The organism is Pseudomonas sp. ArH3a, assembly GCF_022648765.1.
Lineage (GTDB): Bacteria > Pseudomonadota > Gammaproteobacteria > Pseudomonadales > Pseudomonadaceae > Aquipseudomonas.
Genome location: NZ_CP080330.1, coordinates 2,530,001 through 2,556,039 on the forward strand (window position 1 = coordinate 2,530,001; position 26,039 = coordinate 2,556,039).

Annotated in this window: 19 protein-coding genes, 2 rRNA genes and 1 pseudogene (1 of these 22 cut by a window edge); 8 read left to right on the forward strand and 14 right to left on the reverse strand. The window is 61.3% G+C overall.

What is annotated here, in order from left to right:
• The 3 genes from K0P33_RS11515 to mrdA all read left to right on the forward strand — a co-directional run.
• A 23S ribosomal RNA gene (locus tag K0P33_RS11515) occupies positions 1–1,837 on the forward strand; it begins 1,055 nt to the left of the window's first position.
• A gap of 170 nt (positions 1,838–2,007) precedes the next feature.
• Positions 2,008–2,123 (forward strand): 5S ribosomal RNA (gene rrf / locus K0P33_RS11520).
• 431 nt (positions 2,124–2,554) lie between these two features.
• On the forward strand, positions 2,555–4,447 hold the full coding sequence (mrdA, locus tag K0P33_RS11525) for a penicillin-binding protein 2 (protein WP_094951188.1): 1,893 nt from the start codon (positions 2,555–2,557) through the stop codon (positions 4,445–4,447).
• Position 4,448: 1 nt separating this feature from the next.
• Here the strand turns inward: mrdA and K0P33_RS11530 are convergent, their stop codons facing one another.
• Positions 4,449–4,850: a GFA family protein gene (locus K0P33_RS11530; protein ID WP_094951189.1), complete on the reverse strand. Its 402-nt coding sequence runs from the start codon at positions 4,848–4,850 to the stop codon at positions 4,449–4,451.
• Positions 4,851–4,946: 96 nt separating this feature from the next.
• Here K0P33_RS11530 and K0P33_RS11535 point away from each other — a divergent pair, with 96 nt between their 5' ends.
• A complete protein-coding gene (locus tag K0P33_RS11535; protein WP_242155275.1) occupies positions 4,947–5,414 on the forward strand; it encodes an SRPBCC family protein in 468 nt (155 codons plus the stop codon).
• Between the two features lie 54 nt (positions 5,415–5,468).
• Here the strand turns inward: K0P33_RS11535 and K0P33_RS11540 are convergent.
• Positions 5,469–5,783 (reverse strand): annotated as a pseudogene (locus tag K0P33_RS11540) (TonB-dependent siderophore receptor); the annotation flags it as partial.
• A gap of 218 nt (positions 5,784–6,001) precedes the next feature.
• Between K0P33_RS11540 and K0P33_RS11545 the strand changes: the two are divergent.
• The 4 genes from K0P33_RS11545 (at position 6,002) to K0P33_RS11560 (ending at position 10,403) form a co-directional block, all read left to right on the forward strand.
• On the forward strand, positions 6,002–8,359 hold the full coding sequence (locus K0P33_RS11545; protein ID WP_094951191.1) for a DNA polymerase II: 2,358 nt from the start codon (positions 6,002–6,004) through the stop codon (positions 8,357–8,359).
• 74 nt (positions 8,360–8,433) lie between these two features.
• The gene (locus K0P33_RS11550; protein WP_094951192.1) at positions 8,434–9,012 is read left to right on the forward strand and encodes a GNAT family protein; all 579 of its coding nucleotides are present in this window, start codon (positions 8,434–8,436) and stop codon (positions 9,010–9,012) included.
• 13 nt (positions 9,013–9,025) lie between these two features.
• Entirely contained in the window at positions 9,026–9,658 is a 633-nt protein-coding gene (locus K0P33_RS11555) for a glutathione S-transferase (protein ID WP_094951193.1), read from the forward strand.
• A 163-nt stretch (positions 9,659–9,821) separates the two neighbouring features.
• Positions 9,822–10,403, forward strand: coding sequence for a DUF4174 domain-containing protein (locus K0P33_RS11560; protein ID WP_094951194.1), 582 nt, complete (start codon positions 9,822–9,824; stop codon positions 10,401–10,403).
• A 109-nt stretch (positions 10,404–10,512) separates the two neighbouring features.
• Here the strand turns inward: K0P33_RS11560 and K0P33_RS11565 are convergent, their stop codons facing one another.
• From K0P33_RS11565 to K0P33_RS11620, 12 genes are read right to left on the reverse strand one after another with little or no spacing between them, the layout of a single operon-like run.
• Complete coding sequence (locus tag K0P33_RS11565; protein WP_094951195.1) at positions 10,513–11,547, reverse strand: acyltransferase family protein; 1,035 nt, start codon at positions 11,545–11,547, stop codon at positions 10,513–10,515.
• Positions 11,548–11,590: 43 nt separating this feature from the next.
• Positions 11,591–13,000 carry a murein biosynthesis integral membrane protein MurJ gene (murJ, locus tag K0P33_RS11570; RefSeq protein ID WP_242155278.1) on the reverse strand — a complete coding sequence of 470 codons (1,410 nt, stop codon included), beginning with the start codon at positions 12,998–13,000 and terminating at the stop codon, positions 11,591–11,593.
• 2 nt (positions 13,001–13,002) lie between these two features.
• Positions 13,003–14,436 carry an O-antigen ligase family protein gene (locus K0P33_RS11575; RefSeq protein WP_242155281.1) on the reverse strand — a complete coding sequence of 478 codons (1,434 nt, stop codon included), beginning with the start codon at positions 14,434–14,436 and terminating at the stop codon, positions 13,003–13,005.
• Positions 14,433–15,536: a glycosyltransferase family 1 protein gene (locus K0P33_RS11580; RefSeq protein WP_242155283.1), complete on the reverse strand. Its 1,104-nt coding sequence runs from the start codon at positions 15,534–15,536 to the stop codon at positions 14,433–14,435. The genes K0P33_RS11575 and K0P33_RS11580 overlap by 4 nt, the downstream gene beginning before the upstream one ends.
• Positions 15,527–16,744, reverse strand: coding sequence for a glycosyltransferase family 4 protein (locus tag K0P33_RS11585; protein WP_242155284.1), 1,218 nt, complete (start codon positions 16,742–16,744; stop codon positions 15,527–15,529). The genes K0P33_RS11580 and K0P33_RS11585 overlap by 10 nt, the downstream gene beginning before the upstream one ends.
• A gap of 8 nt (positions 16,745–16,752) precedes the next feature.
• Positions 16,753–18,081 (reverse strand): cellulase family glycosylhydrolase, encoded by a 1,329-nt coding sequence (locus tag K0P33_RS11590; RefSeq protein ID WP_242155286.1) that lies wholly within the window; start codon positions 18,079–18,081, stop codon positions 16,753–16,755.
• Positions 18,071–19,261 carry a glycosyltransferase gene (locus K0P33_RS11595; RefSeq protein ID WP_242155288.1) on the reverse strand — a complete coding sequence of 397 codons (1,191 nt, stop codon included), beginning with the start codon at positions 19,259–19,261 and terminating at the stop codon, positions 18,071–18,073. The genes K0P33_RS11590 and K0P33_RS11595 overlap by 11 nt, the downstream gene beginning before the upstream one ends.
• On the reverse strand, positions 19,261–21,252 hold the full coding sequence (locus K0P33_RS11600; RefSeq protein WP_242155290.1) for an exopolysaccharide transport family protein: 1,992 nt from the start codon (positions 21,250–21,252) through the stop codon (positions 19,261–19,263). Before K0P33_RS11600 ends, K0P33_RS11595 begins: the two co-directional genes overlap by 1 nt.
• A 14-nt stretch (positions 21,253–21,266) precedes the next feature.
• Positions 21,267–22,043 (reverse strand): polysaccharide biosynthesis/export family protein, encoded by a 777-nt coding sequence (locus tag K0P33_RS11605; protein ID WP_094951203.1) that lies wholly within the window; start codon positions 22,041–22,043, stop codon positions 21,267–21,269.
• Between the two features lie 29 nt (positions 22,044–22,072).
• Positions 22,073–22,984 (reverse strand): glycosyltransferase, encoded by a 912-nt coding sequence (locus K0P33_RS11610; protein ID WP_094951204.1) that lies wholly within the window; start codon positions 22,982–22,984, stop codon positions 22,073–22,075.
• A gap of 1 nt (position 22,985) precedes the next feature.
• Entirely contained in the window at positions 22,986–24,449 is a 1,464-nt protein-coding gene (locus K0P33_RS11615; RefSeq protein ID WP_094951205.1) for a mannose-1-phosphate guanylyltransferase/mannose-6-phosphate isomerase, read from the reverse strand.
• Positions 24,449–25,888 (reverse strand): undecaprenyl-phosphate glucose phosphotransferase, encoded by a 1,440-nt coding sequence (locus K0P33_RS11620; protein ID WP_094951206.1) that lies wholly within the window; start codon positions 25,886–25,888, stop codon positions 24,449–24,451. Before K0P33_RS11620 ends, K0P33_RS11615 begins: the two co-directional genes overlap by 1 nt.
• Positions 25,889–26,039 lie beyond the last annotated feature (151 nt).

Below are 26,039 nucleotides of genomic sequence, written 5' to 3' on the forward strand. Positions count from 1 at the left end.
TTAGAAGCAGCCACCCTTTAAAGAAAGCGTAATAGCTCACTAGTCGAGTCGGCCTGCGCGGAAGATGTAACGGGGCTCAAACCATACACCGAAGCTACGGGTATCACTTAGGTGATGCGGTAGAGGAGCGTTCTGTAAGCCTGTGAAGGTGAGTTGAGAAGCTTGCTGGAGGTATCAGAAGTGCGAATGCTGACATGAGTAACGACAATGGGTGTGAAAAACACCCACGCCGAAAGACCAAGGTTTCCTGCGCAACGTTAATCGACGCAGGGTTAGTCGGTCCCTAAGGCGAGGCTGAAAAGCGTAGTCGATGGAAAACAGGTTAATATTCCTGTACTTCTGGTTATTGCGATGGAGGGACGGAGAAGGCTAGGCCAGCTTGGCGTTGGTTGTCCAAGTTTAAGGTGGTAGGCTGGAATCTTAGGTAAATCCGGGATTCTAAGGCCGAGAGCTGATGACGAGTTAACTTTTAGTTAACGAAGTGGTTGATGCCATGCTTCCAAGAAAAGCTTCTAAGCTTCAGGTAACCAGGAACCGTACCCCAAACCGACACAGGTGGTTGGGTAGAGAATACCAAGGCGCTTGAGAGAACTCGGGTGAAGGAACTAGGCAAAATGGCACCGTAACTTCGGGAGAAGGTGCGCCGGTGAGGGTGAAGGACTTGCTCCGTAAGCTCATGCCGGTCGAAGATACCAGGCCGCTGCGACTGTTTATTAAAAACACAGCACTCTGCAAACACGAAAGTGGACGTATAGGGTGTGACGCCTGCCCGGTGCCGGAAGGTTAATTGATGGGGTTAGCTAACGCGAAGCTCTTGATCGAAGCCCCGGTAAACGGCGGCCGTAACTATAACGGTCCTAAGGTAGCGAAATTCCTTGTCGGGTAAGTTCCGACCTGCACGAATGGCGTAACGATGGCGGCGCTGTCTCCACCCGAGACTCAGTGAAATTGAAATCGCTGTGAAGATGCAGTGTATCCGCGGCTAGACGGAAAGACCCCGTGAACCTTTACTATAGCTTTGCACTGGACTTTGAATTTGCTTGTGTAGGATAGGTGGGAGGCTTTGAAGCGTGGACGCCAGTTCGCGTGGAGCCAACCTTGAAATACCACCCTGGCAACTTTGAGGTTCTAACTCAGGTCCGTTATCCGGATCGAGGACAGTGTATGGTGGGTAGTTTGACTGGGGCGGTCTCCTCCTAAAGAGTAACGGAGGAGTACGAAGGTGCGCTCAGACCGGTCGGAAATCGGTCGTAGAGTATAAAGGCAAAAGCGCGCTTGACTGCGAGACAGACACGTCGAGCAGGTACGAAAGTAGGTCTTAGTGATCCGGTGGTTCTGTATGGAAGGGCCATCGCTCAACGGATAAAAGGTACTCCGGGGATAACAGGCTGATACCGCCCAAGAGTTCATATCGACGGCGGTGTTTGGCACCTCGATGTCGGCTCATCACATCCTGGGGCTGAAGCCGGTCCCAAGGGTATGGCTGTTCGCCATTTAAAGTGGTACGCGAGCTGGGTTTAGAACGTCGTGAGACAGTTCGGTCCCTATCTGCCGTGGACGTTTGAGATTTGAGAGGGGCTGCTCCTAGTACGAGAGGACCGGAGTGGACGAACCTCTGGTGTTCCGGTTGTCACGCCAGTGGCATTGCCGGGTAGCTATGTTCGGAATAGATAACCGCTGAAAGCATCTAAGCGGGAAACTAGCCTCAAGATGAGATCTCACTGGGACCTTGAGTCCCCTGAAGGGCCGTCGAAGACTACGACGTTGATAGGTTGGGTGTGTAAGCGCTGTGAGGCGTTGAGCTAACCAATACTAATTGCCCGTGAGGCTTGACCATATAACACCCAAGCAATTTGACTACTTCGGACTTGGAAACAAGTAGAGGCATCAGATTGCGGTGTGTGAAGACGATAGAACCGAAAGTTCGATCTCACAAAACACCGAAAGCTATCACATACCCAATTTGCTGAAGCGAGGCCATAAGGTCACGACTCAGTACCCGAATTTCTTGACGACCATAGAGCATTGGAACCACCTGATCCCATCCCGAACTCAGCAGTGAAACGATGCATCGCCGATGGTAGTGTGGGGTTTCCCCATGTGAGAGTAGGTCATCGTCAAGATTAAATTCCAGAACCCCTGTTTGCTAACGCAAACAGGGGTTTTGTTTTGGGCGGTCGGAAAGTGTAAAAGAAGTCATGCTCGCGAGTAATCTCAATGTTAACGCGCGTATCTGACACGCTCTAGCGCCTAAGCCCTCAGGGAGGAAGCGCTGGGGCCATCGCCAACGACACACCCTACGGTCTCCAGGCCCACATTTTTTCCTCGGGCATAGGGACTGTAAAGAGTCCATACCCTTGCCGAGAGTATGGCACTTCGATCTGGAGGCCTTTCTGGAGCCAAAATCGGTCCTGGCCTGACAAAACAGCATGCCGTTGGGGAAATCGATGCAAAGTGTTTCTGCATTTTTGGTATGGTGCAGCACATTTTCACAAGGATTGATCTTTCATTCGCAGGACGCGGCGTCGACCTTCTTCAACGAGATGCTGTAGAAATGCCTGAACCGATACCGATCAAGGATCACGAAAAAGAAAACCGCCTGGTCAACAAGCGCCTGCTCGCCTGTGCGCTGTTGGTCATCGGCATCACCTGTGCCCTGGTGGGCCGCATGTATTTCCTGCAAGTGGTGCAGTACGACTATCACTCGACCATTTCCGAAAACAACCGGGTCCACGTCCTGCCGATTACGCCCACCCGCGGGCTGATCTATGACCGTAACGGCGTGGTGCTGGCCGACAACCGTCCCAGCTACAACCTGACGATCACCCGCGAACGTACCACCGACCTCAAGGGTGAACTGGACGCCATCGTCAATCTGTTGCACTTGCCCGCCGAAGACCGCGCCGTATTCGACAAGGCGCTGAAACAGGCGCGCCATCCTTTCGTGCCCGTCACGTTGTTCTACGAATTGACCGAAGAACAGATCGCCGTATTGGCTGTTAACGAATTCCGCCTGCCCGGGGTGGACGTTGAACCGCAGTTCGTTCGCCATTACCCGTTGGGCGCGCACTTTGCGCATTCAATCGGCTATGTCGGCCGAATCAACGAAAAAGAATCCAAAGCCCTCGACTCCGTGGAGTACCGCGGTACCCAGTCCATCGGCAAAACCGGTATCGAGCGCTTCTACGAGTCCGAACTGCACGGCCACGTGGGTTATGAAGAGGTCGAGACCAACGCCCAAGGCCGTGTGCTGCGGGTGCTTAAGCACACCGACCCGATCCCCGGTAAAAACATCGTTCTGAGCCTGGACGTCAAACTGCAGGAAGCCGCGGAAGAGGCCTTGGGCGATCGGCGCGGTTCGGTGGTTGCCCTCGACCCGCAAACTGGCGAAGTCCTGGCGATGGTCAGCAAGCCGAGCTTTGACCCGAACCTGTTCGTCACCGGCATCAGCTTCAAGGAATATGCCGCGCTGCATGATTCCATCGACCGGCCGCTGTTCAACCGCGTGCTGCGCGGGCTCTACGCGCCCGGTTCGACGATCAAGCCGGAAGTCGCTATCGCCGGCCTCGACAGTGGTGTGGTCACCGCGCAAACCCGCGTGTTCGACCCCGGTTACTACCAGTTGCCCGATTTTGACCACAAATACCGTAACTGGAACCACAGCGGCGACGGCTGGGTGGACATGGACGCCGCCATCATGCGTTCCAACGACACGTATTTTTACGACCTGGCCCACAAGCTGGGCATCGACCGCCTGCACGACTACCTGGCCGAATTCGGCCTCGGCCAGAAAGTCTCCCTCGACATGTTCGAAGAGTCAGCCGGCCTGATGCCTTCCCAGGCCTGGAAGCGCGCGACACGGCGCCAGCCGTGGTTCCCGGGCGAAACCGTGATCCTCGGCATCGGCCAGGGCTACATGCAAGTCACACCGTTGCAGTTAGCCCAGGCCACCGCTTTGATTGCCAACAAAGGAGTGTGGAACCGACCGCACCTGGCCAAGACCATCAATGGCGTGCCGCCAGTGGATGAGAACCCGATGCCCAACGTGGTCCTCAAGGACCCGCGTGATTGGGAGCAGGTTAACCATGGCATGCAGCTGGTGATGCATGACCCGCGTGGTATCGCGCGGGCCGCAGCAGCAGGCGCGCAATACCGCATCGCCGGCAAGAGTGGTACAGCGCAAGTCGTCGCGATCAAGCAGGGTGAGCGTTACAACCGTAACAAGACCCTGGAGCGCCATCGCGACAACGCCTTGTTCGTTGGCTTCGCGCCGGCCGAGCACCCGACAATCGTGATCTCGGTGATGATCGAAAACGGCGAGGCCGGAGGCCGGGTAGCGGGCCCTGTGGTGCGGCAAATCATGGATGCCTGGCTACTCGACCAGGACGGCCACCTGAAGCCGCAATATGCCACGCCGGCCAAAGCCCCGGGCGACCCGCGCGTTTAAATCAGGCCTTCCATTCGTCCCAGTGCTCTACGCCTGCATACGCAAGCCAGGGCACATCATGGGCCGTCCAGATGTGCGCGGTGGGCCGTACGCCCGGATCATTATCCAGCGTCGCCACCCGCACAATCACATGGGGCTGATGCCCTCGCTCCGCCATCAGATGTGAGCCGCAACGCGAGCAGAAATGCCGGAGTTTGCCGGGCGAAGACTCAAACGACGACAGCAGCGCCTCACCCTGCGTCCAGCGAAAATGTTCGCGCATCACCCCAGCCGTGGCCACAAATGCTGCGGCATGCACCTTACGGCAGCTGTCGCAGTGGCAATGGCTGATGGGCATGTCCAGGTTGTCGACTTGGTAGCGCACAGCCTCGCAGAAGCAACTTCCATTCAACGGGTCAGTCATACTCGTATTACCTGATCAGGGATGGGCTCATCATCGCGCAGAACCGACGGTTGCGCATTGGTCGATGTCGCCTACTGTCAATGGAGGAGGTGACTTATGCATGTATTAGATCGCATCGAACGAAAAGTCCTGCTCAACGCTCCACGTAAACAGGTGTGTGAAGCACTCACCGATGCCGAGCAATTCGGCAGTTGGTTCGGCATCGCCCTCGAAGGCAAAACCTTTGCCCCCGGGCAAACCATCGAAGCGCCGATCACCTATAAAGGCTACGAGCATGTGGTGTGGAAGGCCAAGATCGAACGCATCTTGCCACAAACCCTGTTCTCGTTCTGGTGGCACCCTTACGCGGTCGAAGAAGGTGTCGACTACGACAGCGAAACACCAACCCTGGTGGAATTCACCATCGAAGATCGCGCGCCAGGCATTCTGCTGCGGGTGGTTGAGTCCGGTTTTGACGCCGTGCCCGAAGCCCGACGCCAGAAAGCCTTCAAGAAGAATTCCCGTGGCTGGGATGAGCAAATGAGCAACATCGAAACCTATCTGGGCCAGGCCCGTCGCGCCTGACCCAAACGGGCATCTTGATGCTGCCCGTTATCAAAACGCTCAGTCGTTTGACTGGTTGCGCGCCTGTGTCCAGATCCCCGTCAGCCCGACACTGAGTGTGTGGCTGACGGCACCTACCGTTCAGCCGGTCATCAAGCGGGTGTTGTCTTCCAAGTGGTGAATACGCGAGCCCGTCACCGTGGCGTTGCCCAGATTGTCTGTCAGCGTCACTGACGAATAACGGCCATCCTCATCGGCATGTTTGTCGCCGCCCGCGAGGTAAGCCGTCCAGTGGTCGCTTAGGTCATATTCAGCGCGCAGCATGCCGACCGTGTCTTCAATATTGGTGTAACCCCATTTCGGTGCGTAGTGGCTAGCCGCCGATGTCGAGGTGTTCGCCAACCCGCCCATCACTGCTGATGTCCGTGCTGAAACGGCGCAACGGCACATCCAAACGCGCAGACGACTCCGGCGCGAATAATAGTAAGTGTTATTAATGTTCTTGAGCCAATTTGTGAGATTGCGTTCGCCCTGCGCGTTAACGTGCCGCGTTTGCCCGGATGCCGAGTAGAATCACGCCCTGAAAGCGATTCCTGAGGTGCGGTACGGTGGATTTACAGCAGGGTTTTGTCCTGACCCGGCATTGGCGCGACACGGCGGCAGGTACGGAGGTCAGTTTCTGGCTGGCGACCGACCAAGGCCCCCGGTGCGTGCGCTTACCCGCGCAAACCTCGGTGATGTTCATTCCCGAGGCCTATCGCAAGCCGCTGGGTTGGTTGCTCAACGGCGAGCGCGATATCGAGCTGCGCCCGCTGCAGCTGTGCGATTTCCATCACCGCCCGGTATTGGGCCTCTACACCCGCCAGCACCGCCAGTTGATGGACCTGGAAAAACGCCTGCGTGCCGCCGGTGTGGATGTCTACGAAGGCGACGTGCGCCCGCCCGAGCGCTACATGATGGAGCGCTTCATCACCGCCCCGGTGTGGTTCGGCGGCACACCAGACGCCAACGGCAGCCTGATCGACGCGCAGATGAAACCCGCGCCCGACTACCGCCCGCCGCTGAAGCTGGTGTCCCTGGACATCGAGACCACCGCCCAGGGCGATCTGTATTCCATCGCCCTCGAGGGCTGCGGCGAGCGCCAGGTGTACATGCTCGGCCCGCCGAACAAAACCTGCGCGGTGGACTTCAAACTCGACTACTGCGACACCCGCGCGCAACTGCTCGAACGCCTCAACCAATGGCTGGCCACCCATGACCCCGACGCGATCATCGGCTGGAACGTGGTGCAGTTCGACCTGCGCGTGCTCCACGAGCATGCCCAGCGCCTCAACGTGCCGCTGTTGCTGGGCCGTGGCGGTGAAGCCATGGCCTGGCGCGAACACGGCAGCCGCAATCACTACTTCGCGTCTGCAGCGGGGCGCTTGATTATCGACGGCATCGAAGCCCTGCGCTCGGCCACTTGGAGCTTCGAGTCCTTTAGCCTGGAAAACGTCGCGCAAACCCTGCTCGGCGAAGGCAAGGACATCTCCACGCCGTACCAGCGCATGGACGAAATCAACCGCATGTTCGCCGAGGACAAGCCCGCCCTGGCGCGCTACAACCTCAAGGACTGCGAGCTGGTCACGCGGATTTTCGAGAAAACCGAGCTGCTCAAGTTCCTGCTCGAGCGCGCCAGCGTCACCGGGCTGCCGGCCGACCGCAACGGCGGTTCCGTCGCGGCGTTCACCCATTTGTACATGCCGCTGATGCACCGCCAGGGCTTCGTCGCGCCGAACCTGGGCGACAAACCGCCCCAGGCCAGCCCCGGCGGGTTCGTGATGGACTCGCGTCCCGGCCTCTATGAATCGGTGCTGGTGCTCGACTACAAAAGCCTTTACCCGTCGATCATTCGCAGCTTCCTGATCGACCCGGTGGGGCTGATCGAAGGCCTCAAGCACCCCGATGACAGCGAGTCGGTGGAAGGCTTTCGCGGCGCGCGCTTTTCGCGTACCCGGCACTGCCTGCCGTCCATCGTCACCCGCGTTTCCGAAGGGCGCGAAGCCGCCAAGCGTGACCACAACGCGCCATTGTCCCAGGCGCTGAAGATCATCATGAACGCCTTCTACGGCGTGCTCGGTTCCAGCGGTTGCCGGTTCTTCGACACCCGGCTGGCGTCCTCGATCACGATGCGCGGGCATCAGATCATGCGCCAGACCCGCGAGCTGGTGGAGGCCAAGGGGTATGAGGTGATCTACGGCGACACCGACTCCACCTTCGTCTGGCTCGGCAGTGCGCATGCTGCGGATGACGCCAGCCGCATCGGCCGGGAATTGGTGCAGCACGTCAACGACTGGTGGCGCGCGCATTTGCAAGCTGAATACGGCCTGCAAAGCGCCCTGGAACTGCAATACGAAACCCACTTCAGCCGCTTTCTCATGCCGACCATTCGCGGTGCGGAGGAGGGCAGCAAAAAGCGTTACGCCGGCTTGGTCGTGCGCGCTGATGGCAGCGAAGAGATGATCTACAAAGGCCTGGAAACCGTGCGCAGCGACTGGTCGCCCCTGGCCCGGCAATTCCAGCAGGAGCTCTACCAGCGCATCTTCCATCGCCAGCCCCATCAGGACTACGTTCGCGACTACGTGCGCCGCACCTTGAGTGGCGAACTCGACGACTTGCTGATCTACCGCAAACGCCTGCGCCGCCAATTGGACGACTACGAACGCAACGTGCCGCCGCATGTGCGCGCCGCACGCCTGGCCGATGAATACAACGACCGCCTGGGGCGCCCGCGCCAGTACCAGCGCGGTGGCTGGATCAGCTATGTGATCACGGTCAACGGCCCGGAACCGCTGGAAGTGCGGCAGGCGCCGATCGACTACGACCACTACGTCACCCGGCAATTGCAGCCGGTGGCGGATGCGATTCTGCCGTTCGTCAACGACGATTTCGCCACCCTGGTCGGCGGGCAAATGGGCCTGTTCTAAAACGCTTGCCTGGAGGGGATACGAGCCTGCACTCTTGGCCTGATGATGACCACCCTCAGACGGCGCAGCTTCTCATGACTCAGATCACCCTGACCGGCAACACGGTCGAACTCCAGCCACTGCAACGTGAACACGCGGCTGCCTTGGTCGAGGCTGCCGCCGACGGCGAGCTGTGGAACCTCAACGTCACCAATGTGCCCGGCCCCGAGACTGTCGACAAGTACCTCGACATTGCGCTCATCGGCCGTGAGGCCGGCAGCATGATCCCGTTCGCTGTGGTACGTCGCGACAGCGGCCAGGTGGTCGGCAGTACACGCTTCTGGAAGGTGGACAGGGTGAATCGCAAGCTTGAGATCGGCCACACTTTCTTGGCGCAATCCACGCAAAAAACCGCGGTCAACACCGAAGCCAAACTGTTGCTGCTGACCTACGCCTTCGAAGTATTGGAGTGCGTGCGCGTGCAATTCAGCACCGACGAACTCAACGAAAAGTCCCGCGCCGCGATCCTGCGCCTCGGCGCCTTACAAGAAGGCATCGTGCGCCACGAACGCATCATGCCCGACGGGCGCAAGCGCAACTCGGTGCGCTTTAGCATCATCGATTCGGAATGGCCGCAGGTGAAGGCCAACTTGCAGGCCAAACTGCTGCGATAAGGAAGAAACGCCCATGTACACGCTCTACGGCATTGATGAATCCGGCTCTTGCATGATCGAAATCGCCCTACAGCGTTGCGCGGTGCCCTGGCGCCGTATCGACGCCAGTTCCTGGGCGGACGGCGAGGGCAGCGAAGACCTGGCGCGCATCAACCCGCTCAAACAGATTCCCACCCTGGTCACGCCCGATGGCCAGGTGCTGACCGAAAGCGCCGCGATCCTGATCCACCTGGGCCTGGAGTTCCCCGCCTCCCATCTACTCGCCGGCAACCGCGCGCAGATCCTGCGCGGCCTGGTGTACATCGCCGCGAACTGCTACTCGGCCATCGGCATCATCGACTACCCGCAACGCTGGCTGGGCACCGCAGATGAAGCGCTGCAAACGCAATTGACCACCGGTACGCGGCGCTATCTGCATCACGCCTGGGTGGTGTTCGCCCAGCAGTTCGCCGACCAGTTGTTTACCCCGGATACTGTGCCGAATGCACTGGGCATCATGGCCGCAGCGGTGTCGCGCTGGGACGCGGCGCGGGATGTGTTAAACGACCTGGCGCCAGGCTTTGCCCAGACGCTGGCGCAGGTGGATGCCGACCCCCTCGTGGCGCCCGTGTTTGCTCGGCATTGGCCGGAATGGGGCGTCTCCTAATGTTTCTGCAATCAGAAGAAACAATCACCGTTGCACCTGTCCAACCCCTTGCGTAGCGGGCTTCCTGACCTACGCTTCTTAACGAGGTGTAGGAATCATCCTTGAATTTGGCTGTCGCAGACATGAAACTCAAGAACTTGCATGGAATTCAAAGGAGGTGCGCATGCTCATCCGGTCGCTGACCCTGGCTACCTTGATGGCTTTTACGGGGCCGCTGTTGGCCGCGGATGATATCAACCCGCTCAAGCAGGACGTGGGCAAGTCCCGTCCGCTGGTGGTGGTGGAACTTGATTCCGGCAACGACACATTGGCGACCCTCAAAAAACAGCTGGACGAGCCTGCCAACAAGCAGTCCTTTGAAGAGCGCAACATGGTGTTCTACACCGTGAAGTTCGGCAGCATCGGTGCTGAAGGCGAAAAATTCGCCAAGGACGCGAAGGACAACAAAAAGCTCACGCCGCCTGAAACCAACGCGCTGATCCGCGCCCTCAAACTCGGCGCCGGCAGCGGCACCAAAGTGATTCTGGTGGGCAAGGACGGCGAGAAGAAAGTCGAGAAAACCGTGCCACCGGATACCCTCGACCTGAAAGAGTTCTTCAGCGCCATCGACCAGATGCCCATGGCTGAAAAAGAACTCGCCGCCCCAGCCGAACCCGAGCCAGCCGCCGAGCCAGCCAAAGGCGCCAAAGCAGCCAAGCCTGCCAAGGCCGGCAGCAAGGCAGCCCCTGCGCAACTCGATGATTGAACCTACATAACCCTTGTGGGAGCGGGCTTGCCCGCGATGACGGAGTGTCAGTCAAAACACCTTTGAATGATCCACCGCTATCGCGGGCAAGCCCGCTCCCACAGGCGTGTTAGCGTTGCTCTGAAGTTTTAGCGGCCTTGCGCACCGGAAACGGAAAGTAGAAAAACCGCAGGAACGCCACCCGCTTGATCACTTCCCCGATCAGCAACGGCACCACCACCGCCACCACCAGGCCCACGCAGGCCGACACCAACGGGTGCAGGCCCAGGCGCTCCATCAGGTCGACGGTCTTGTGCTGGATCTCCCCATGGAAGATCAACAGGATCAGGGTCGACTGGCCGATGTAGGTCATCGCCCGCGTGATCACGGCCGAGACCATCAGCACCCGCGCCAGTGCCCAGCACGCGTACACGCCGATTACCGCCAGCAGGCTGGTCCACAACCAGTGGTCGTAGCGCCGCTGCGCCAGGTCCATGGTGTCGTGGCTGTAGAGGAACACCGCGGCGAACAGTGCCACTGAAATCACCAGCGTCAGCAGCGAGCCTTCATGGCGGCGCAGCCAATCGCGCAGCAGGTAGCCGTACACGAAGTAGGTACTGCTGATCAGGGTGATCTCGAGGCTGAAGGGCAGGCCGGGCAGCGTCCAGGTGTGCTCACCGACGGTCACGGGAATTTGCCAGAACCACGGCAGCACCCAGATGCCGAGCAACAGTTGCGCGACCATCAGCAGGCAGCCCATCGCCAGTGACAGCTTCAGGCGCTGGATCAGCCGCAGCATCAACCCACTGAACAGAATCGCTACCCAAAAGTGCGGCAGAAACCACAGTGCCTGCCATGGAATGGTGTCCACCGAGGCGTACAGCACGCCGCCAACATCCGGCAGCAGCGGTTGCCCGCGCAATAGGCTGCGTACGATCACATACACCAGCATCGTGAAGAAAAACGGCTTGAGCAGGCCGTCGGCCTTGCGTATCGCCATCTCCACAAACGGTTGCTCGGGCTTGAAGAACACCCCGGACAGGAAAAAGAACAACGGCAATATGAACGACGCGATGACCGGATAGATCAGCTCCGGAGAGTTGGCGACGAACCAACTGTGGCCGTACACGATCATCAGGATGCCAATGCCTTTGGCAATATCCATCTGTATCCAACGATGTTTCACCTGACCACCCCCGATCAATTATTCACGCCTTGCGCCACGGCTTCAGCCACAGCCCCATGCCCAGCACCACCACGACGCCTGCCAGGGTGCTGAGCCCCAGTTGCAGCCATACGCCTTGAATCCGAAACAGCACCAGCGCGGCCAACCCCATGACAGCCGCACTGAGTAACCATTGCCGCGCCCAGGGCAGGGCGCCCAGCAGGTTTTGACGCTGCATCAGCAGCAATGCCGTGCAGATCACCCCCGCCAGCGCGGCCAGCGGGATACCCGCCAAGCCAAACGCAAACGGCAGGGCGCCCAGCAACAGCACGTTGACCAGGCTGCCGAGCAACTCGCAACGCAGCGGCTGGCGCGTATCGCCGGCGGCGTAGGCATAGCGCGCGAGTAAGGCGTTCCAGGCGCCGAACACCAGCGGCACGGCGAACCACGCCAGCAGCAGCGGCAGTGGCGAGTCCGCCGATTGTTTGGGCAGCAGCAGCGCCACCAGGCTCGGCGCCGCCGCGACCAGCCCAACCCCGGCCGGCAATGTCAGCACACTGGCGGTTTCCAGGCCGCGCTTGAGCAAGGCCAGGCGCTCATCGCCCTGGCGTCGGCTCATCATGCCCAGCAGCACCTGGTTGAGGCTCATCAACGCAATCAGCGGCAGGTTCATCAGCTTGCGGGCGAGGTTGACCCAAGTCACCGCGCCTTCGCCGAGCAGCGAGGCCACCAGCCGCTCGATCAACGCCAGCCCTTGGCTGGCGCCATTGCTCAGCAACAGTGGCCCGATGCGCTGGCCCAGCTCGCGCAGTGGCGCAACACTCAATTGCCAGCGCCACGGCCGCCAGCCCTGACGCCAGATCGACGGCAGCAGCGCCAAGGGCATCAACAGGCTGCCGGCCAGGCAAGCGAGTGCCAACCCATGGGGTTGGGTGGCGGTGCCGGCCACGGCGAGGTACGTCACCGGCGGCATGTTGAACAGCAGCGAACCCAGCCCCGCCAGCACAAACCGCTCGCTGGCCTGCAACGGAATACTGAACAGCGCATGCAGCATCAAGCCCGGCACACACCACGCGACGATCTGCAGGTTGCCGCTGGCCAGCGCCGTGGCACTCGCCGCGAGCCCCGGGCCCAGCAACTGCACCAGCCACGGCGCCAACAGCGTCAGCAACAGGCTGGTGAGCAAGGCAATCAGCATCAATGCCGGGAACAGCACGCCCAGCCAGTCCAAGCGCTCGCCATCTTTGCGTTGCAGGTACAACGGCAGCGCGGCGGCGCTGAGCACGCCACCGGCCAGCGACATACGCAACGCCTCAGGCAAAAACAGCGCGATCAGGAACGCATCACTGCGCTCGCCCGCGCCCCAGGCCGCCACCAGCAGCCACTCGCGGGCGAACCCCAGGCACAGGCCCAATAAGGTCGCCAGGGTCAGCCAGACGGCGCTGCCAAGCACGGCTAAGGCCTTGCGCCGTCAAGCATCGGCTTGCGAAAAGCCACCGCCTTGGCCTGCGGCAGTCGCGCCGGAAACAGCCGCCGTGCCTCCAGCACGTTCAGGCCCACCATCAACCAGAACAGCGACACCATCACCACGGCAAAACTGAAGTAGTGGTCAAACAAGCCGCTGACCAGCGCCGAGAGAATCCCGGCGGTGCTGCCCAGCCACAACGCGTTGTCCTTGGTCAGGCGGATTGGGCCTGGCTCCGGGCGCGCTTCACGCCACCAGCGCACGGTGACGGCGACAAACAGCAGCATGCCGACAATGCCGATCTTGTAGATGTAGTTCAGCCACAAGTTCGAGATCCCTAAAAAGTGCGTACCTGGCACCGGCGGGTCGACCTTGAAACCGATGCCGAACGGGTACGCCTCCACGGCCTGCGGGAACATGCGGTATTCGTCGAAACGGACTTCGGTACTGGCGTTGTCCGACGAAAAAATCGTTGCCAGGCGGTCCTGCAGCGGCGGGTAGGCCATCACCAGCGCCACCGTCAGTGCTGCGCCGATCATCAACAGGCGCCCGGTGTAGGGCACGCGGCGCGTGGCCATCCAGATCAGCACCAAGGCCAGGCTGACCATCGCGCCACGGCTACTGGCCAATAGCAACGCAGCGGCGCCCAGACAGGCCACGCTTAGGCCCAGTGCGCGTTTCCAACCTTGTTCGGTCATGCCGTAGCAGAACGCCAACGGCAGCAGCAGCGCCATGATCCCGCCGATGGCATTGGGGTGCATCCACGGCGAGCCCATGCGTGATGCCATTGCCTCCAGGCCGAATTTCAACATGTCGAAGTTGCCGTAATTGAACAGCGCCAGAATCGGCGCAATGCCGGCGCCCGAGCGGGTGCGCACAAACACCGCAATCGACAGCACCAGCATCGCGAGGCTGCCCAGCAGCAGGGCAATGACCAGGGATTCGCGCTGCTTTTGGTTCACCAGTAACTTGGCGGTCAGGAACACCCCCGACAGGTTCAGCAACCAGCGCAGCCAGTTGGCCACGCCGCTGCTGTCGGCGTGGATGGTGACTTGGCCGACGATAAACGGGAACACGCTGAACAGCATCAGCCACAACAGCATCTGGTCGGTGGGGCGGCGCGACAGGCTCGGCGTGTCGGGCAGTCGCGACAGAAAGCTGTGCCACAGCACCGCGCCCCAAGTCAGCGCGAGGATGGCTTCGCTCACCGTACTGCGGATGCCCAGGTTGAGCGTCGAATACGGCATAAACGTCGCGACCCCGGCAAACAGCAACAAGCCCCAGAGCGGGAAGCGCAGGATGGTCACGGCAGCGGCCAGGCCGATCACCGCGAGGAACGCCTTGGCCGGTGACAGCAGCAAGGCCAGGGCGCCAAACAGCAGGCCGAACAGGATCGCGACGAGGCTTGCCAGGGAGACTCTCATTTCAATTCCTCGATCAGTTCGGCCAGGCGTCGGCGATAAGCCTGATGGTTGAAACGTTGCGCCCACAGCCGGCATTGCTCAGGCGACTCTTGCGCGGGGCGCGCCACTAGGTCGAGCATCAACTGCATCAGCGCTGGACCGTCAGTGGGCGAGAAGCGCGGCGCTGAAGGCGGAGTGATTTCATCCAGCGAGGTGCCACTGGCGACGGCCACCGGCGTGCCGACGCTCAGGGCTTCAATCACCGGCAAGCCGAACCCTTCGGCATACGACGGCTGCCACAGGCGCGAGGCCTGGCGGTACAGCGCGTGCAGCTCGGCATCCGTCACACCGCTGAGGGCGCGAATGCCCGGCAGGTTGCGCTGCGCCTCGGGCAAATGCTCAAGGCTGCCCACCAGCACCAAGGCCGGCACGTCGGGTGACAGGCGCCGCGCTTGCTGCCAGGCGTCGACCAGAAATGGCACGTTCTTGCGCAGTTCGCGGGTGCCCACCAGCAGCCAGAACTGCTCGGGCAGCTTGCGCGGCGTGAGGTCGGCCGCCAGTTCGACAAAACTGTCCACTTGATTGGGCAGCACCCGAATCTTGCCTGCTGCCTTGGGAAACAGCCGCGCGGTTTCTTCAAAGCTGTACTGCGAAGGCGTCCATACGCGGTCGGCGCTGTGCACCGCGTAGGCAATCGACAGCCGATCGCAGGTCTTGTAGATCAGCGCCTTCAAGCGGTTGGCGTGGTAGTTGTTCAAGGTGATCTGGAACAGGTCATGCAACAGCACCACGGTGCGCAAACCCTTGGGTTTGGGAGGCAGCGGCAGGCCCATATTGAAGGTGCTGATGTACAGGTCGATCTGTTGTTCACGCAATGCACGCGGCAAAAAACCGGCCTCGAAACGCAGGCGATTCTGCGGCTGATGCATTGCGGTTTTCGCACAACCCCAGGCCGGGCAGTGCGCCTGCAAGCGGGTTTCATCGCCCAGAGGCGCCACGGTAAACCGCTCAAGTTCAACCTGCGGCAAGGTACGCAAGGCAGCTTCCAGCGCGTACACCTGGCGGCTGATCCCCGATTGCGGCGAGGTGCCGACGGTGCGGTAATCCAGGCCTATACGCATGCGGGCTCCTTTTGATTGAGCGGCGCAAGGCGCGCGTACACCTGCTCAAGCTGGCTGGCGGCGACACTCCAGTCATGAGCTCGGCGAACATAGGCGCGGCCCGCTTCGCCCATGGGCGCGGCGGCCTCGGGAAATTGCAGCAGGCGCACCACGGCATCCGCCAGGCTGTCGGCGGTTTGCCCGCCCAGATAGTCCAGGCCTTCGATCAGGTCCAAGCCCGACACGCCTTGCTCGGTACTCGCTAAGGGTAGCCCGGCGGCCAGCGCTTCGAGCACTTTCAATTTGGAGCCGCCGCCATGGCGCAGCGGCGCCAGAAACACCGAACAGCTCGATTGCAGGTTCAACAGGTTCGGCACAAACCCTTGCCATTCGATTCGCGGGTCTTTCCATCGCTCACGCCAACTGCCGGGCATGCCGAAGCCGCACACGCTCATGCGCGCGTCGGGGCAGCGCTCCCAGACTTTGGGCAGGATTTCATCCAGGGCCCACTCGATGGCGTCCACGTTGGGCGCGTATTCATAGTTGCCGAGGAACAACACGCGGCGCGTCGACGGGTCGGGGTGGGCGGCGGCGAAGTGATCGCAGTCCACGCCATTGACCACCACCGGCACCGGTTTACCGGCGATCGTTGCCAGCACCTGCGCATCGCCGTCGGTGACCGCCACCACCTGCGTGGCTTGGCGCATCACCCGGCGTTCCCAGCGCACATAGCGCCATTGATCGTAGCGAATGAACGGCAGCGCCCAGCGTGGCAGGCGGTCATAAGTGGCCGCGCCCAGCGCCGATTCAACGTTGTGTTCGGTCAGCACGAAAGGCTGGGATGTGCGCGCCAGGGCGTCTTCGTACGGCTGGAACGTGTAGCTGTGCTCGATCTGCACCACGTCCCAATGCTCCTTCAGCAATTGGTTGAAGGTGTCCTGCAGCGCCCCCGACAGACCATTCACGCTGGCCAGCAGCGGGTAGGGCGCAAACAGCCCTGCCACCAGGGTTTTCAAGCTGCGCAGCGGGCGGCGCGGCAGGATGATCAGTTGTTCCAGGAACGCTTCCAGCACCTGGCGATCGGTCAGCGACACCGGGTGCTTGTCATGCAGCAGCAAGGTAATCCGATGCCCACGCGCGGCGAGGCTGCGCAGCAGGTGAAGCTGGCGCGTCTTGCCGCCGCTGGTGGCCGGCCAGGGCGAGTAAGGCAGGATCCATAAAATACGCATGGCGGGCTTCAATCCCATAACAAAATTTGCAGGTTCGACTTGACCGCGAGGGTCAGCCCGTTGGTGCCGCTCACCGGGGTTTGCGTGCCGCGCAGCGGGTCGTAGAGCGTGGCGCTGGCGAGGTTGGGCAAGTGCGCGTTACCGCCTTGGGCCGACCAGAAGAACCACAGTTTGTGGCCGTCGGCGCGGGTCCAACCGATGCTGAACAGGCCGTCGGGCAATTGGTCGGCGGTCGGCGGGTCGCCGGGCGTGAGCTGCGGGCCGCTGACGTCGAGGAAGTTCTTCAAGGCGGTATAGACCGGCTTGGGGTTGGCGTCGATGTCGAGCAAGCCATAGAACTGGTCGCGCACGCTGGCGCGCTGGTCGAGGTCGCTCAAGGTGAACAGGAAGATCCGGTCGTAATCCATTGCGCTCATCAACGCCACGCGGCGCACCACATAATCGGCCTGGCCCTGCAGGGTGATGAGGTCCTGGGCGTCTTTCGGCCCGGGGTAGGTCGACCAGCCCCACTCGGTGCTCCACAGCGTTTGCACGCCGGCGTTGCGCAGGGATTGGTTAAGCGCAGTGGTCTTGGCGATAAAGTCCAGGTTGGCCGGGTCGTTGCCTTCGGGCAGCTGCGTGTAAGGGTGGTAGGAAATCACCGTGTTAAGGCTGGCCACGCCGAGTGCGCCGAGGGCATCGAACAGGGTCTGGCCGTTGGGCATTTCGCTGAAGAATGCCATGCCGGCCGCCACCACCGGTTTGCTCGGGTTAACCGCGCGTAACGCGGCGGCCGTGGCTGTCAGCAAGTTGGCGTAGCCGGCCGGGTCGGCCACCGGGCGCCAGAAACCGAGCAAATTCGGTTCGTTCCACACCTGCCAGGCATTCACGCTGGGGTAGCGCTGCGACAACAGCGCCATGCGGTTGGCAAACACGTTCGGGTCCTTGGGCGGGTATTGGTCCTGATAGGGCGCACCGACCGGCGCGGTGGTGGCGAAGGGCGCCGAGCCCACCAGGTAGAACACCGACTTGAGCTGGTTGGTTTGCAGGTTGCCGACCAATTGATCAAGGGTCGCCACCTGATACTGGTTTTCCACCGGCTCAAGTTGATCCCAATGCAGGTCCAGGCGCACCCATTCCAGGCCCAAGGCCTTGAGGTGATCGATCTGCATCTGGTAGCGCTCGGGGCTGAACCACAGGAATTGCGCGTTAACCCCCAAAAAATCCTTCCACACCACCACCTTGTTGCCCTTGAGCACATGGCTCTCGGCGTCGGCCTGGCGGCCCCACATAAAGGCGGTCAGGCCAAGTGCGGCAACCACCGCAAGGATGGCGAGGAACGTGCGTTTACGCGCCATCAGGGGCTCCTGCAATTGCCTGCTCAAAGAGTTGCTTGAATTGCTGTGCGGTCAACGGCCACAGGCGTTCGCGGCCAATTTCCCCGGCACGTTCGGCCCAGTCGCGGGCCAATGTCGGCGTGCGCGCCAGGCGCAGCAGTTGTTCGCTCAGCGCCGCCACGTCGCCTTGGGGATAGATCGCGCCATTGCCGCTGGCGACTTCTTCGGCAAACGCCCGCGCATCCGAGGTAATCGCCCCGCGCCCACACGCCGCAGCCCAGGACAGCGCGCCACTGGTGCCGCGCTGGCGCCCCAGCAGGCTGAGCTTTTTCGATTCGCGGTACGGCAGCACCATCACATGGTGCGCCTGGATCGTCTGTGCAATCTCGCTGGCCGGCAGGTTCAGCCGCCAGTCGATTGAGCCCGCCAGGCCAAGTTCAGCGATCTGGCGGTTCAACTGTTCGAGGTAATTGCCGCCTGCGCCGAACGCCATTTCGGCGGCAGTGCCACCGGCCAGGGTCAGGCGCACACGGTCACGCAACTGGGGGGCTTGCTTGAAGGCATCGGCCAGGGCCTGCAGCAGGTCCTCAATGCCCTTGCCACGGTAGATAAAACCGAAATACAGCAGGTGCAAGGTGTCCAGCGAGGGTAATGGCGCGGGAGCAATCGCCAGGTTGGCGTGGTTGATCACCGCCACTTTGCCCGCCGGCAGTTGCATGCGCAGGCCTAGGCAATCGGCACCCAGGCGGGTGAGGGTGATCAGCCGCGTCAGGCCTTGGGCGACGTGGCGTTCTTCACGCAAGGTCAGCGGGTCGGCGAGCACCACCGCCGCTTGCGGCAGAGGGTTGGGCAAACGTTCCAGCAGGTTTAACGGGAAGGGCAGGTGCTCGCGGCGCCACACCATGCGTTCCGGGTCGTGCACCGTGGCGGTCAGCGGCAGTCGGGGGTAAGCCTTGCGCAGTTCGCGCAGGGCCAGGAACTCGCCCAATCGCCCGCCGCCCAGCTCGGCGTGGACCAGGTCCACGCTGTGCCAGTCGAACGCGGCGATGGCGTGCTTGATCGCTTGCGTCGTGCCTTGCACGCCACTCAACGGTGTCGCCACCGTCACGCCCAGCTGTTCCAAGGCCGTCTTGAAATGGTTCGCGTAGTCGGCGATCCCATTTTTCTCCGGCGGCAAAGGCGCGAGCAGGGCGATGTGCATCAGAACGCCCCCCGGTATTTGGCGATGGTTTTAAGCACCTTGGCCGGCACTTCGAATCTGCGCCGGTTGATGATGATGCCGTCCACCTTGCCGAACGCGGTGTTGAGGATCGACAGCGCGTGTTCCACCACCGGCACCGTGCTTTTCTGCGCTTCCACCACCAAGGCGATCAGGTCGGCGCGGCGCAGGTTGATGAAGGCATCGCGGTTGTCCAGCAGCGCCGAGGCATCCAGTAGCACCACTTCGCCGCGGGCTGGCGGCTCGACGCCGCCGACCCGCACGGTGATGCCGTTTTCCTGCAGCAATTGACGCAGCTGTTCCACCACAAAGGTCACGCCTTCGCCGTGGCGCGCCGAGGTCAGCCCGAGGGTCAGGCCTTGTTCGGCCACGCGGTCCAATTGCAGCAAACTATACAGCCGGTAAATGCTCGCATTGAACGCGTTGGTACTCTGCGCGGTGCTGGTGTCCAGCTCCGGCAGTGTCGTCCACAGGGGCAAGCCGAACTTGCGCTCTACCAGCCCGCCGTCGTGAATGCGCTGGTCGAGCAGGTAGCACAGGTAGATCACCAGCAGGCCGACGACGATCGCGAACGGGATCGCCAACACCAGCATCACCAGGGTTTTGGGGAAGATGCGGCCCGGGTTCAAGGTGGCTTCTTCGATCACCGCGATGTTGCTGATTTGGCTGTTGTCCAGCTCACGGTCGATGCGCGATTTTTCCAGGTTGTCCACGTACAGCGCGTAGTTGCGCTCGGTGGCGCTCAGCTCACGGGCAAGGCGCGCCAGTTCCGGTTCGATCTCCAAGGCTTGCTTGCGCTGCGCTTCGAGGTTCACCAATTGCTTCTGCTGCTGCACCAACTGGGTACGCAAGGCCAGGTTGTTACTCGACTCATCCAGCAGCACGCGCTGCAAGTGGATTTCCAGGGTGTTCGGCGCACGGTTTTCCGAGCTTTGCACCGTGTTGCTTTCACCTGCAACCTGGGCCTGCATCGCCCGGATCGAGGCGTCCAGGGCTTTGACCGGCGGCGCGTTGTCGGTGTAGGTGCGCATCATGTCGGCTTTTTCCAGCAGCTTCTGGTTGAGCAGGCGACGCAAATCTTGCTGCTGCGGGTTCAGCGCAATCTGGCGGACCGTGGTCACCTCCTTGGGCTGGGTCTTGAGCTGAGTGCGGGTGCTGTCCAGAGCGCTGTCGGAAGAGGCGATCAGGCGCGTGGTGTTGAACGTTTCGCCGCGCAGCACGTTGATGCGTTCGGACAAATCTTCCAGGCGATCGGTGATGCTCGCCGCGCCGATCTCATTTAAATGCTTGAGGATTTGCTCCTTATAGCGCTTGATCTCGGTGGCGCTGTTGGACACCTGGCCTTCATAGAAGGCGTAGAGGCTCTTGCGCCCCAAGGCCTGGGTGCGTTCGTTGATGTAGGTCTCGACCCAACTTTTGACCACCGCCTGGGCGATCTCCGGGTCGCCCCACTTGAAGCTGATATCCATCACCGTGGAGCCGGCGGCGTGGCTCACTTCGAAGTTCTTCTCCAGGCTCGCGGCCAGGCGTTCCACTGGGGTGGTTTTTTCAACGATGCCCACCGTTTCTAACACCACGCGCAGGCCGTCGAACACGGCGCCGACGCCACTTTTGACGTAGTACTTGGTGCGCTTCCAGAAGCCTTCCGGTGGCGGCATTTTGTCGATCGCTTCCAGGTAATGCTCGGCCACCGCACGCACGATGGGGCGCCCGGTCAGCAGGCGCTCCTCGTCGACAATCGGGTCACGCTGGGTGCTGGGCATGACCAGCGCCTGGCGGTTGCTGATCTCGATCGGCAAGGTCGAATCGCGCCCCGGCTTGACCAGCAGGCGCGCGGTGGATTCGTACTTGGCCGGCAGCAAAAAGGCCCCCAGCAAAATGATCACCAGCGCCGCGATGGCCGCCAGTTTGAACTCATGCCGGAAGATGAAGAACAGACGCAGAAGATCACGAAAAGAACGAATCTCGATCATGGGATGTCGCTCCTTTAGTTATTGCCGCCGCTGGTTCGGGTGTAGTTGTAGCCAACCCCAATGGACTTGGTGAACGGGATCAGTTGGTTCAAGTAGGTATCCACTCCTTGGATGCGCTCGCCCACATTGGATTTGGGCACGAACACCACGTCACCGCGTTGCAGGTGCACCGGTTTACGCCCGTTGGGGCCGGGCTTGAGGTATTGGCTGAAGTCCAGGAAGTAGGCGTGGTAGGCGCCTTGGGCATCTTCGCGCAACAACGCAACCATGCTGGCATTGCCCGATGGGTTCACCCCGCCGGCGCCGACAATCGCTTGCTCCAGGGTGTTGGCCGTGCCCAGTTGTACCGCCGTCGGGTTATTCACCGCGCCGCCGACGATCACCGAGTTGCCCGGTGCCTGGTTGATGTTCACCGTGACGCGTGGCTCGCGGTACACCGGCGCGAGCTTTTTGCTTAGCTCGGTGGCCAGCTCCGATGGCTGGCGCCCGGCGACTTGGATCGGGCCCAGGAACGGGTAGTTGATCTTGCCGTCGGTCTGCACCGTGTACAGCGTCAGCTCGTAGATGGTGCTGACGTTGAACGCCGACAGCGTCGGCATCTCGCCGGCATCGCGCACGATGCGCAACTGGTCGCCGATGCGGATGCGTTCCACCGCCGGCGGCAACTGCGCCAGCTGGTCGAGGGCGCGTTTGCCGTCCTCCACGGTCTGGTCATCCGGCGGGACGATGCGTGCCGGCGTATTGCAGGCGGCCAAGGCCAACATGGCCAAGAGGAGCACGGTTTTTTTCATCAAGGGGGACTTCCTGTAGGTCATGCTGCTCACCTCCAATAACCGGGGAACATGCTGATGCGCCGCTTGAGGGCGAGTGGGAGCCGGCGTTCCAGATGGCCCAGCCGATAGCCGAGCAACTTGAACGCGCTGCGCACCAGTACTTCGGGTACGCGGTGCAATGCACCGGCTGCGCGCAGTGCCGCGAGCTCAGCCTGTACATAGCGTTTACCTTCACCGCCGGCATCGCCAAAGGCCTGGCGAATCCACGGCTCGCGGCCGTAAAACACGCCAATGTCGAAGTAGCGGTGAAACTCATCCATGAGTCGGTAATCGTGGGAGTGGTACACCCGCGCTGACGCGGCGTAGCGCACCTTGTAGCCGTCAAGCAGCAGGCGCGCAGCGACGTAGGCGTCTTCGCTGCCGATCACATCGGCGGGAAAACCGCCGACGGCCTGCAAGGCGCTGCGTCGGTACACGCAAAACGAGTCGGAGCTGAAGCAGGTCTTGATCCCCAACTGCGGCGCATCGGCCAGGCTCTTGCTGCGGCTGTGTTGCGGGTAGTTGAAGTGCCGTGATTGCGCGCCCAGCACGCCGGCGCCGGGGTGCGGCAGTTGGCGGCCGTAGGCCACGCCGTTGAGCGGGTCTTGCTGCAATTCTTCGAGCAGGTTGGCGAAGGTCTCGGGGCTTTCGGGGATCGCGTCCTGGGTCATCACGATCAGCGCGTCACCGCTCACCTGTTCACTGGCCCAACGCCGCGTGCCGCCGTGGTTGAAATCGCGGGCGTTGATCACCTCGACCCGCGCGCCGAACTCTCGAAAGCGCGCCACGGTGTCATCGCTGGAGGCGCTGTCGACCACCAGCATTTCGTCCGGTAGCAGCGTCTGCATTTTCAGCGCGGGCAGCAATCGCGCCAGGTGGCTGGACGCGTTGCGGGTCGGGATGATCAGCGAGGTACGCATATCACTTTTTCACGTCGGCAGCGGGCGCACGCCCGTAAATGTCGTCAAAACGCACAATGTCGTCTTCGCCCAGGTACTCGCCGCTCTGCACCTCGATCATCACCAGGTCGATGATGCCGGGGTTGGTCAGGCGGTGTTTGTGCCCGGCCGGAATGTAGGTGGACTCGTTGGCGTTGATCAGGAATTCGCGCTCGCCATTGGTGATCTGTGCCGCGCCGCTGACCACCACCCAGTGCTCGCTGCGGTGGTGATGCATCTGCAATGACAGTGATGCCTGAGGCTTGACCACGATGCGCTTGATCTTGAAGCGGCTGCTTTCCTCCAGCACCGTGTAGGTGCCCCACGGCCGGGTGACGGTGCGGTGCAGGCTGTACGCCGGATGGTCCTGGCGCTTGAGTTCGGCAACGATGTAGCGCACATCCTGGCTGCGATTGGCGTCGGCGATCAGCAGCGCGTCAGGGGTATCGACAATGATCAGGTCGCGCACGCCGACAGCACCGAGGACACGCTTGGGCGAGTCGACGTAGCAGTTGTGCACGTCATGCAAAATCGCTTCGCCATTGACCTGGTTGCCATTGGCATCGCTGGGGGTGAGCTGGCGCAGCGCTTCCCAGGAACCGATGTCGCTCCAGCCGATGTCGCAGGGCACCACGGCAACTTGCTTGGACTTCTCCATCAGCGCCACGTCGATGGAAATATCCGGCGCAGCGCCAAAGCCTTCGGCGCTCAGTTCACGCTGGCGCGAGGTTTTATTCTGCAGGTTCTGGCTGTGTTCCAGCGCGGCTCTCGCGGCCGCGAGTACGTCGGGAGCATGAACGGCGAGTTCGTCCACCAAGGTGCTGGCCTTGAAGCAGAACATGCCGGCGTTCCACAGGTGTTTGCCACCGTCGAGGTAGCCTTGCGCGGTGGCCAGGTCGGGTTTCTCGACGAAGCGTTTGACGCGGTTGCCGGTGCCCAGCACGTCGCCTTTTTCGATATAGCCGAAGCCGGTTTCCGGGTGGTCGGGCTGGATGCCGAATGTCACCAGGTAGCCCGCTTCGGCCAGCTCACGGGCCTGGGTCACAGCGGCGGCGAACGCGGTTTCATCGCTGATCAAGTGGTCGGCAGGCATTACCAGCAGCTGCGCCTGATCGCCGAAATGCTCCTGCACATGCAGCGCCGCCACCGCGATGGCCGCCGCGGTGTTGCGCCCGAACGGCTCCAGCAACAGGTCCAACGGCAGGTGCGCCTTGTTGACCACGCGGTAGTCATCCAGGGTGCGAAACAGCAGGTCGCGGTTGGTCACCGTGAGCACACTTTCCACACCTGGCAGGCGCGCGGCGCGCTGGAAGGTCTTTTGCAACAGGCTCATGCCGTCACGCATGCGCATGAAGGGCTTGGGCATGTTCTGCCGCGACACTGGCCACAACCGTGTGCCCGAACCACCGGAAATAATGCAGGGAATCAAGCCGTTGAGGGCATTCATCAATAGACCTCCTTGGTGGAGAGGACGGCGGGGACCGTCATAAAGACGATGTACAAGTCAAACCACACCGACCATTTGGAGATGTACTCCAGGTCGTACTCGACGCGCTTCTGGATCTTGATCAGGGTGTCGGTCTCGCCTCGGTAGCCGTTGATCTGTGCCCAGCCGGTGATGCCCGGCTTGACCCGATGTCGCGAACTGTATTCGCTCACCGCGACTTCGAACGGGATACCGGCGGCCTTGGTCGCCGTGGCGTGGGGGCGTGGGCCGACCATCGACATATTGCCCAGCAGCACGTTGAACAGCTGCGGCAGTTCGTCGATGCTGGTTTTACGAATAATCCGGCCCACGCGGGTGATGCGCGGGTCTTTGCGGGTGGTTTGTTGCTCGGCGGTGAAGTCGCTCTGGTCGGTGAACATCGAGCGGAACTTGAACACGCGAATCTCGTTGTCGTTGTAGCCGAAGCGGTTCTGGCGAAACAGCACCGGGCCTTTAGAGTCGAGCTTGATCGCGATTGCCGTCGCCAGCATCACCGGTGACAGCGCCACCAGTGCCAAGCTGGCCAGCAGCACGTCTTCACAGCGCTTGATTACCGGCGACCACCCGCGCAGCGGCAACTGTGAGGTGTTGAACATCAGAATGCCGCCCACGTCGGTGATGCGGCTGTGGCCGTAGCGTAGGGCGGCCATGTCCGGGACCAGCATCACGTTTACCGACATCTGGCGCAGGCGATTGACCAGCCCGTGGATACGTTGCTCGGCAGCCCAGGGCAGGCAGATCATCACTTGGTTGACCTGCTCGGCGCGGATCAGTTTTTCCAGGTCGCGGGTGTTGCCCAGCAGCGGCAGGTTGCTCAGTTCCTTGGGAATGCGCTCGGTGCGGTCGTCGATAAAACCAATCAGGCCGGAGCGGATATCGCCGTTGCGTTGCAGGTGGTCGGCGACGTGCACGGCGGTGTCGGTGAAGCCCAGGATTACCGTACGTTGCAGGTATTTGCCCTTGCGCATCAGGTTGCGGTACAGGCGTAGCATCAACAGGCGCTCAAGGCAGAACAGCCCTAGGCTGGCGAAGTACCACGCGACCAGATTGCGCGGGGTCAATTGCGGGAAAAACAGCAGGATCTGGTACATGAACAGCAAGATGCAGAACGCCGCCGACCAGGCGACTATCTTGGCCCGCAGGCGCAGGCGATTACTGAACAGATCCTCGGAATAGATGCTCAGGGCCTGGAACAGAATAATGGTCAGAATCGCGAAAAACAGCAGCAAACCGAGGAAGTGAGAACGCAGTTCGGGGGCCATCGGGTCGAGGAAAAGCACCAGCACCAGTGGCGGCAAAATAGCCGTCAGGCCGTGGATCAATTTGACGAAAACAACAAAAAACTCAACAAATCCGGCGCGGGTCAGAAACAGGCTGTCGACTGACGACTTCTCTCGCATAAAACATCCCTCATTGCACTCCAGACTTCTGTTCGGCTTGCTTGAATACGCACAAGACGAACGACGGCTACTCTGGCTAAAACGCAACTGACCCTTCATCTGAAGCTATCCAAATGAATGTTTTACGTGGGCAGTGACTTAAGGAATGTTC

Coding starts and splice junctions, on each gene's coding strand:
- mrdA (WP_094951188.1), top strand. CDS start 2,555: ATGCCTGAACCGATACCGATCAAGGATCACGAAAAAGAAAACCGCCTG.
- K0P33_RS11530 (WP_094951189.1), bottom strand. CDS start 4,850: ATGACTGACCCGTTGAATGGAAGTTGCTTCTGCGAGGCTGTGCGCTAC.
- K0P33_RS11535 (WP_242155275.1), top strand. CDS start 4,947: ATGCATGTATTAGATCGCATCGAACGAAAAGTCCTGCTCAACGCTCCA.
- K0P33_RS11550 (WP_094951192.1), top strand. CDS start 8,434: ATGACTCAGATCACCCTGACCGGCAACACGGTCGAACTCCAGCCACTG.
- K0P33_RS11555 (WP_094951193.1), top strand. CDS start 9,026: ATGTACACGCTCTACGGCATTGATGAATCCGGCTCTTGCATGATCGAA.
- K0P33_RS11560 (WP_094951194.1), top strand. CDS start 9,822: ATGCTCATCCGGTCGCTGACCCTGGCTACCTTGATGGCTTTTACGGGG.
- K0P33_RS11565 (WP_094951195.1), bottom strand. CDS start 11,547: ATGGATATTGCCAAAGGCATTGGCATCCTGATGATCGTGTACGGCCAC.
- K0P33_RS11575 (WP_242155281.1), bottom strand. CDS start 14,436: ATGAGAGTCTCCCTGGCAAGCCTCGTCGCGATCCTGTTCGGCCTGCTG.
- K0P33_RS11580 (WP_242155283.1), bottom strand. CDS start 15,536: ATGCGTATAGGCCTGGATTACCGCACCGTCGGCACCTCGCCGCAATCG.
- K0P33_RS11585 (WP_242155284.1), bottom strand. CDS start 16,744: ATGCGTATTTTATGGATCCTGCCTTACTCGCCCTGGCCGGCCACCAGC.
- K0P33_RS11590 (WP_242155286.1), bottom strand. CDS start 18,081: ATGGCGCGTAAACGCACGTTCCTCGCCATCCTTGCGGTGGTTGCCGCA.
- K0P33_RS11595 (WP_242155288.1), bottom strand. CDS start 19,261: ATGCACATCGCCCTGCTCGCGCCTTTGCCGCCGGAGAAAAATGGGATC.
- K0P33_RS11600 (WP_242155290.1), bottom strand. CDS start 21,252: ATGATCGAGATTCGTTCTTTTCGTGATCTTCTGCGTCTGTTCTTCATC.
- K0P33_RS11605 (WP_094951203.1), bottom strand. CDS start 22,043: ATGAAAAAAACCGTGCTCCTCTTGGCCATGTTGGCCTTGGCCGCCTGC.
- K0P33_RS11610 (WP_094951204.1), bottom strand. CDS start 22,984: ATGCGTACCTCGCTGATCATCCCGACCCGCAACGCGTCCAGCCACCTG.
- K0P33_RS11615 (WP_094951205.1), bottom strand. CDS start 24,449: ATGAATGCCCTCAACGGCTTGATTCCCTGCATTATTTCCGGTGGTTCG.
- K0P33_RS11620 (WP_094951206.1), bottom strand. CDS start 25,888: ATGCGAGAGAAGTCGTCAGTCGACAGCCTGTTTCTGACCCGCGCCGGA.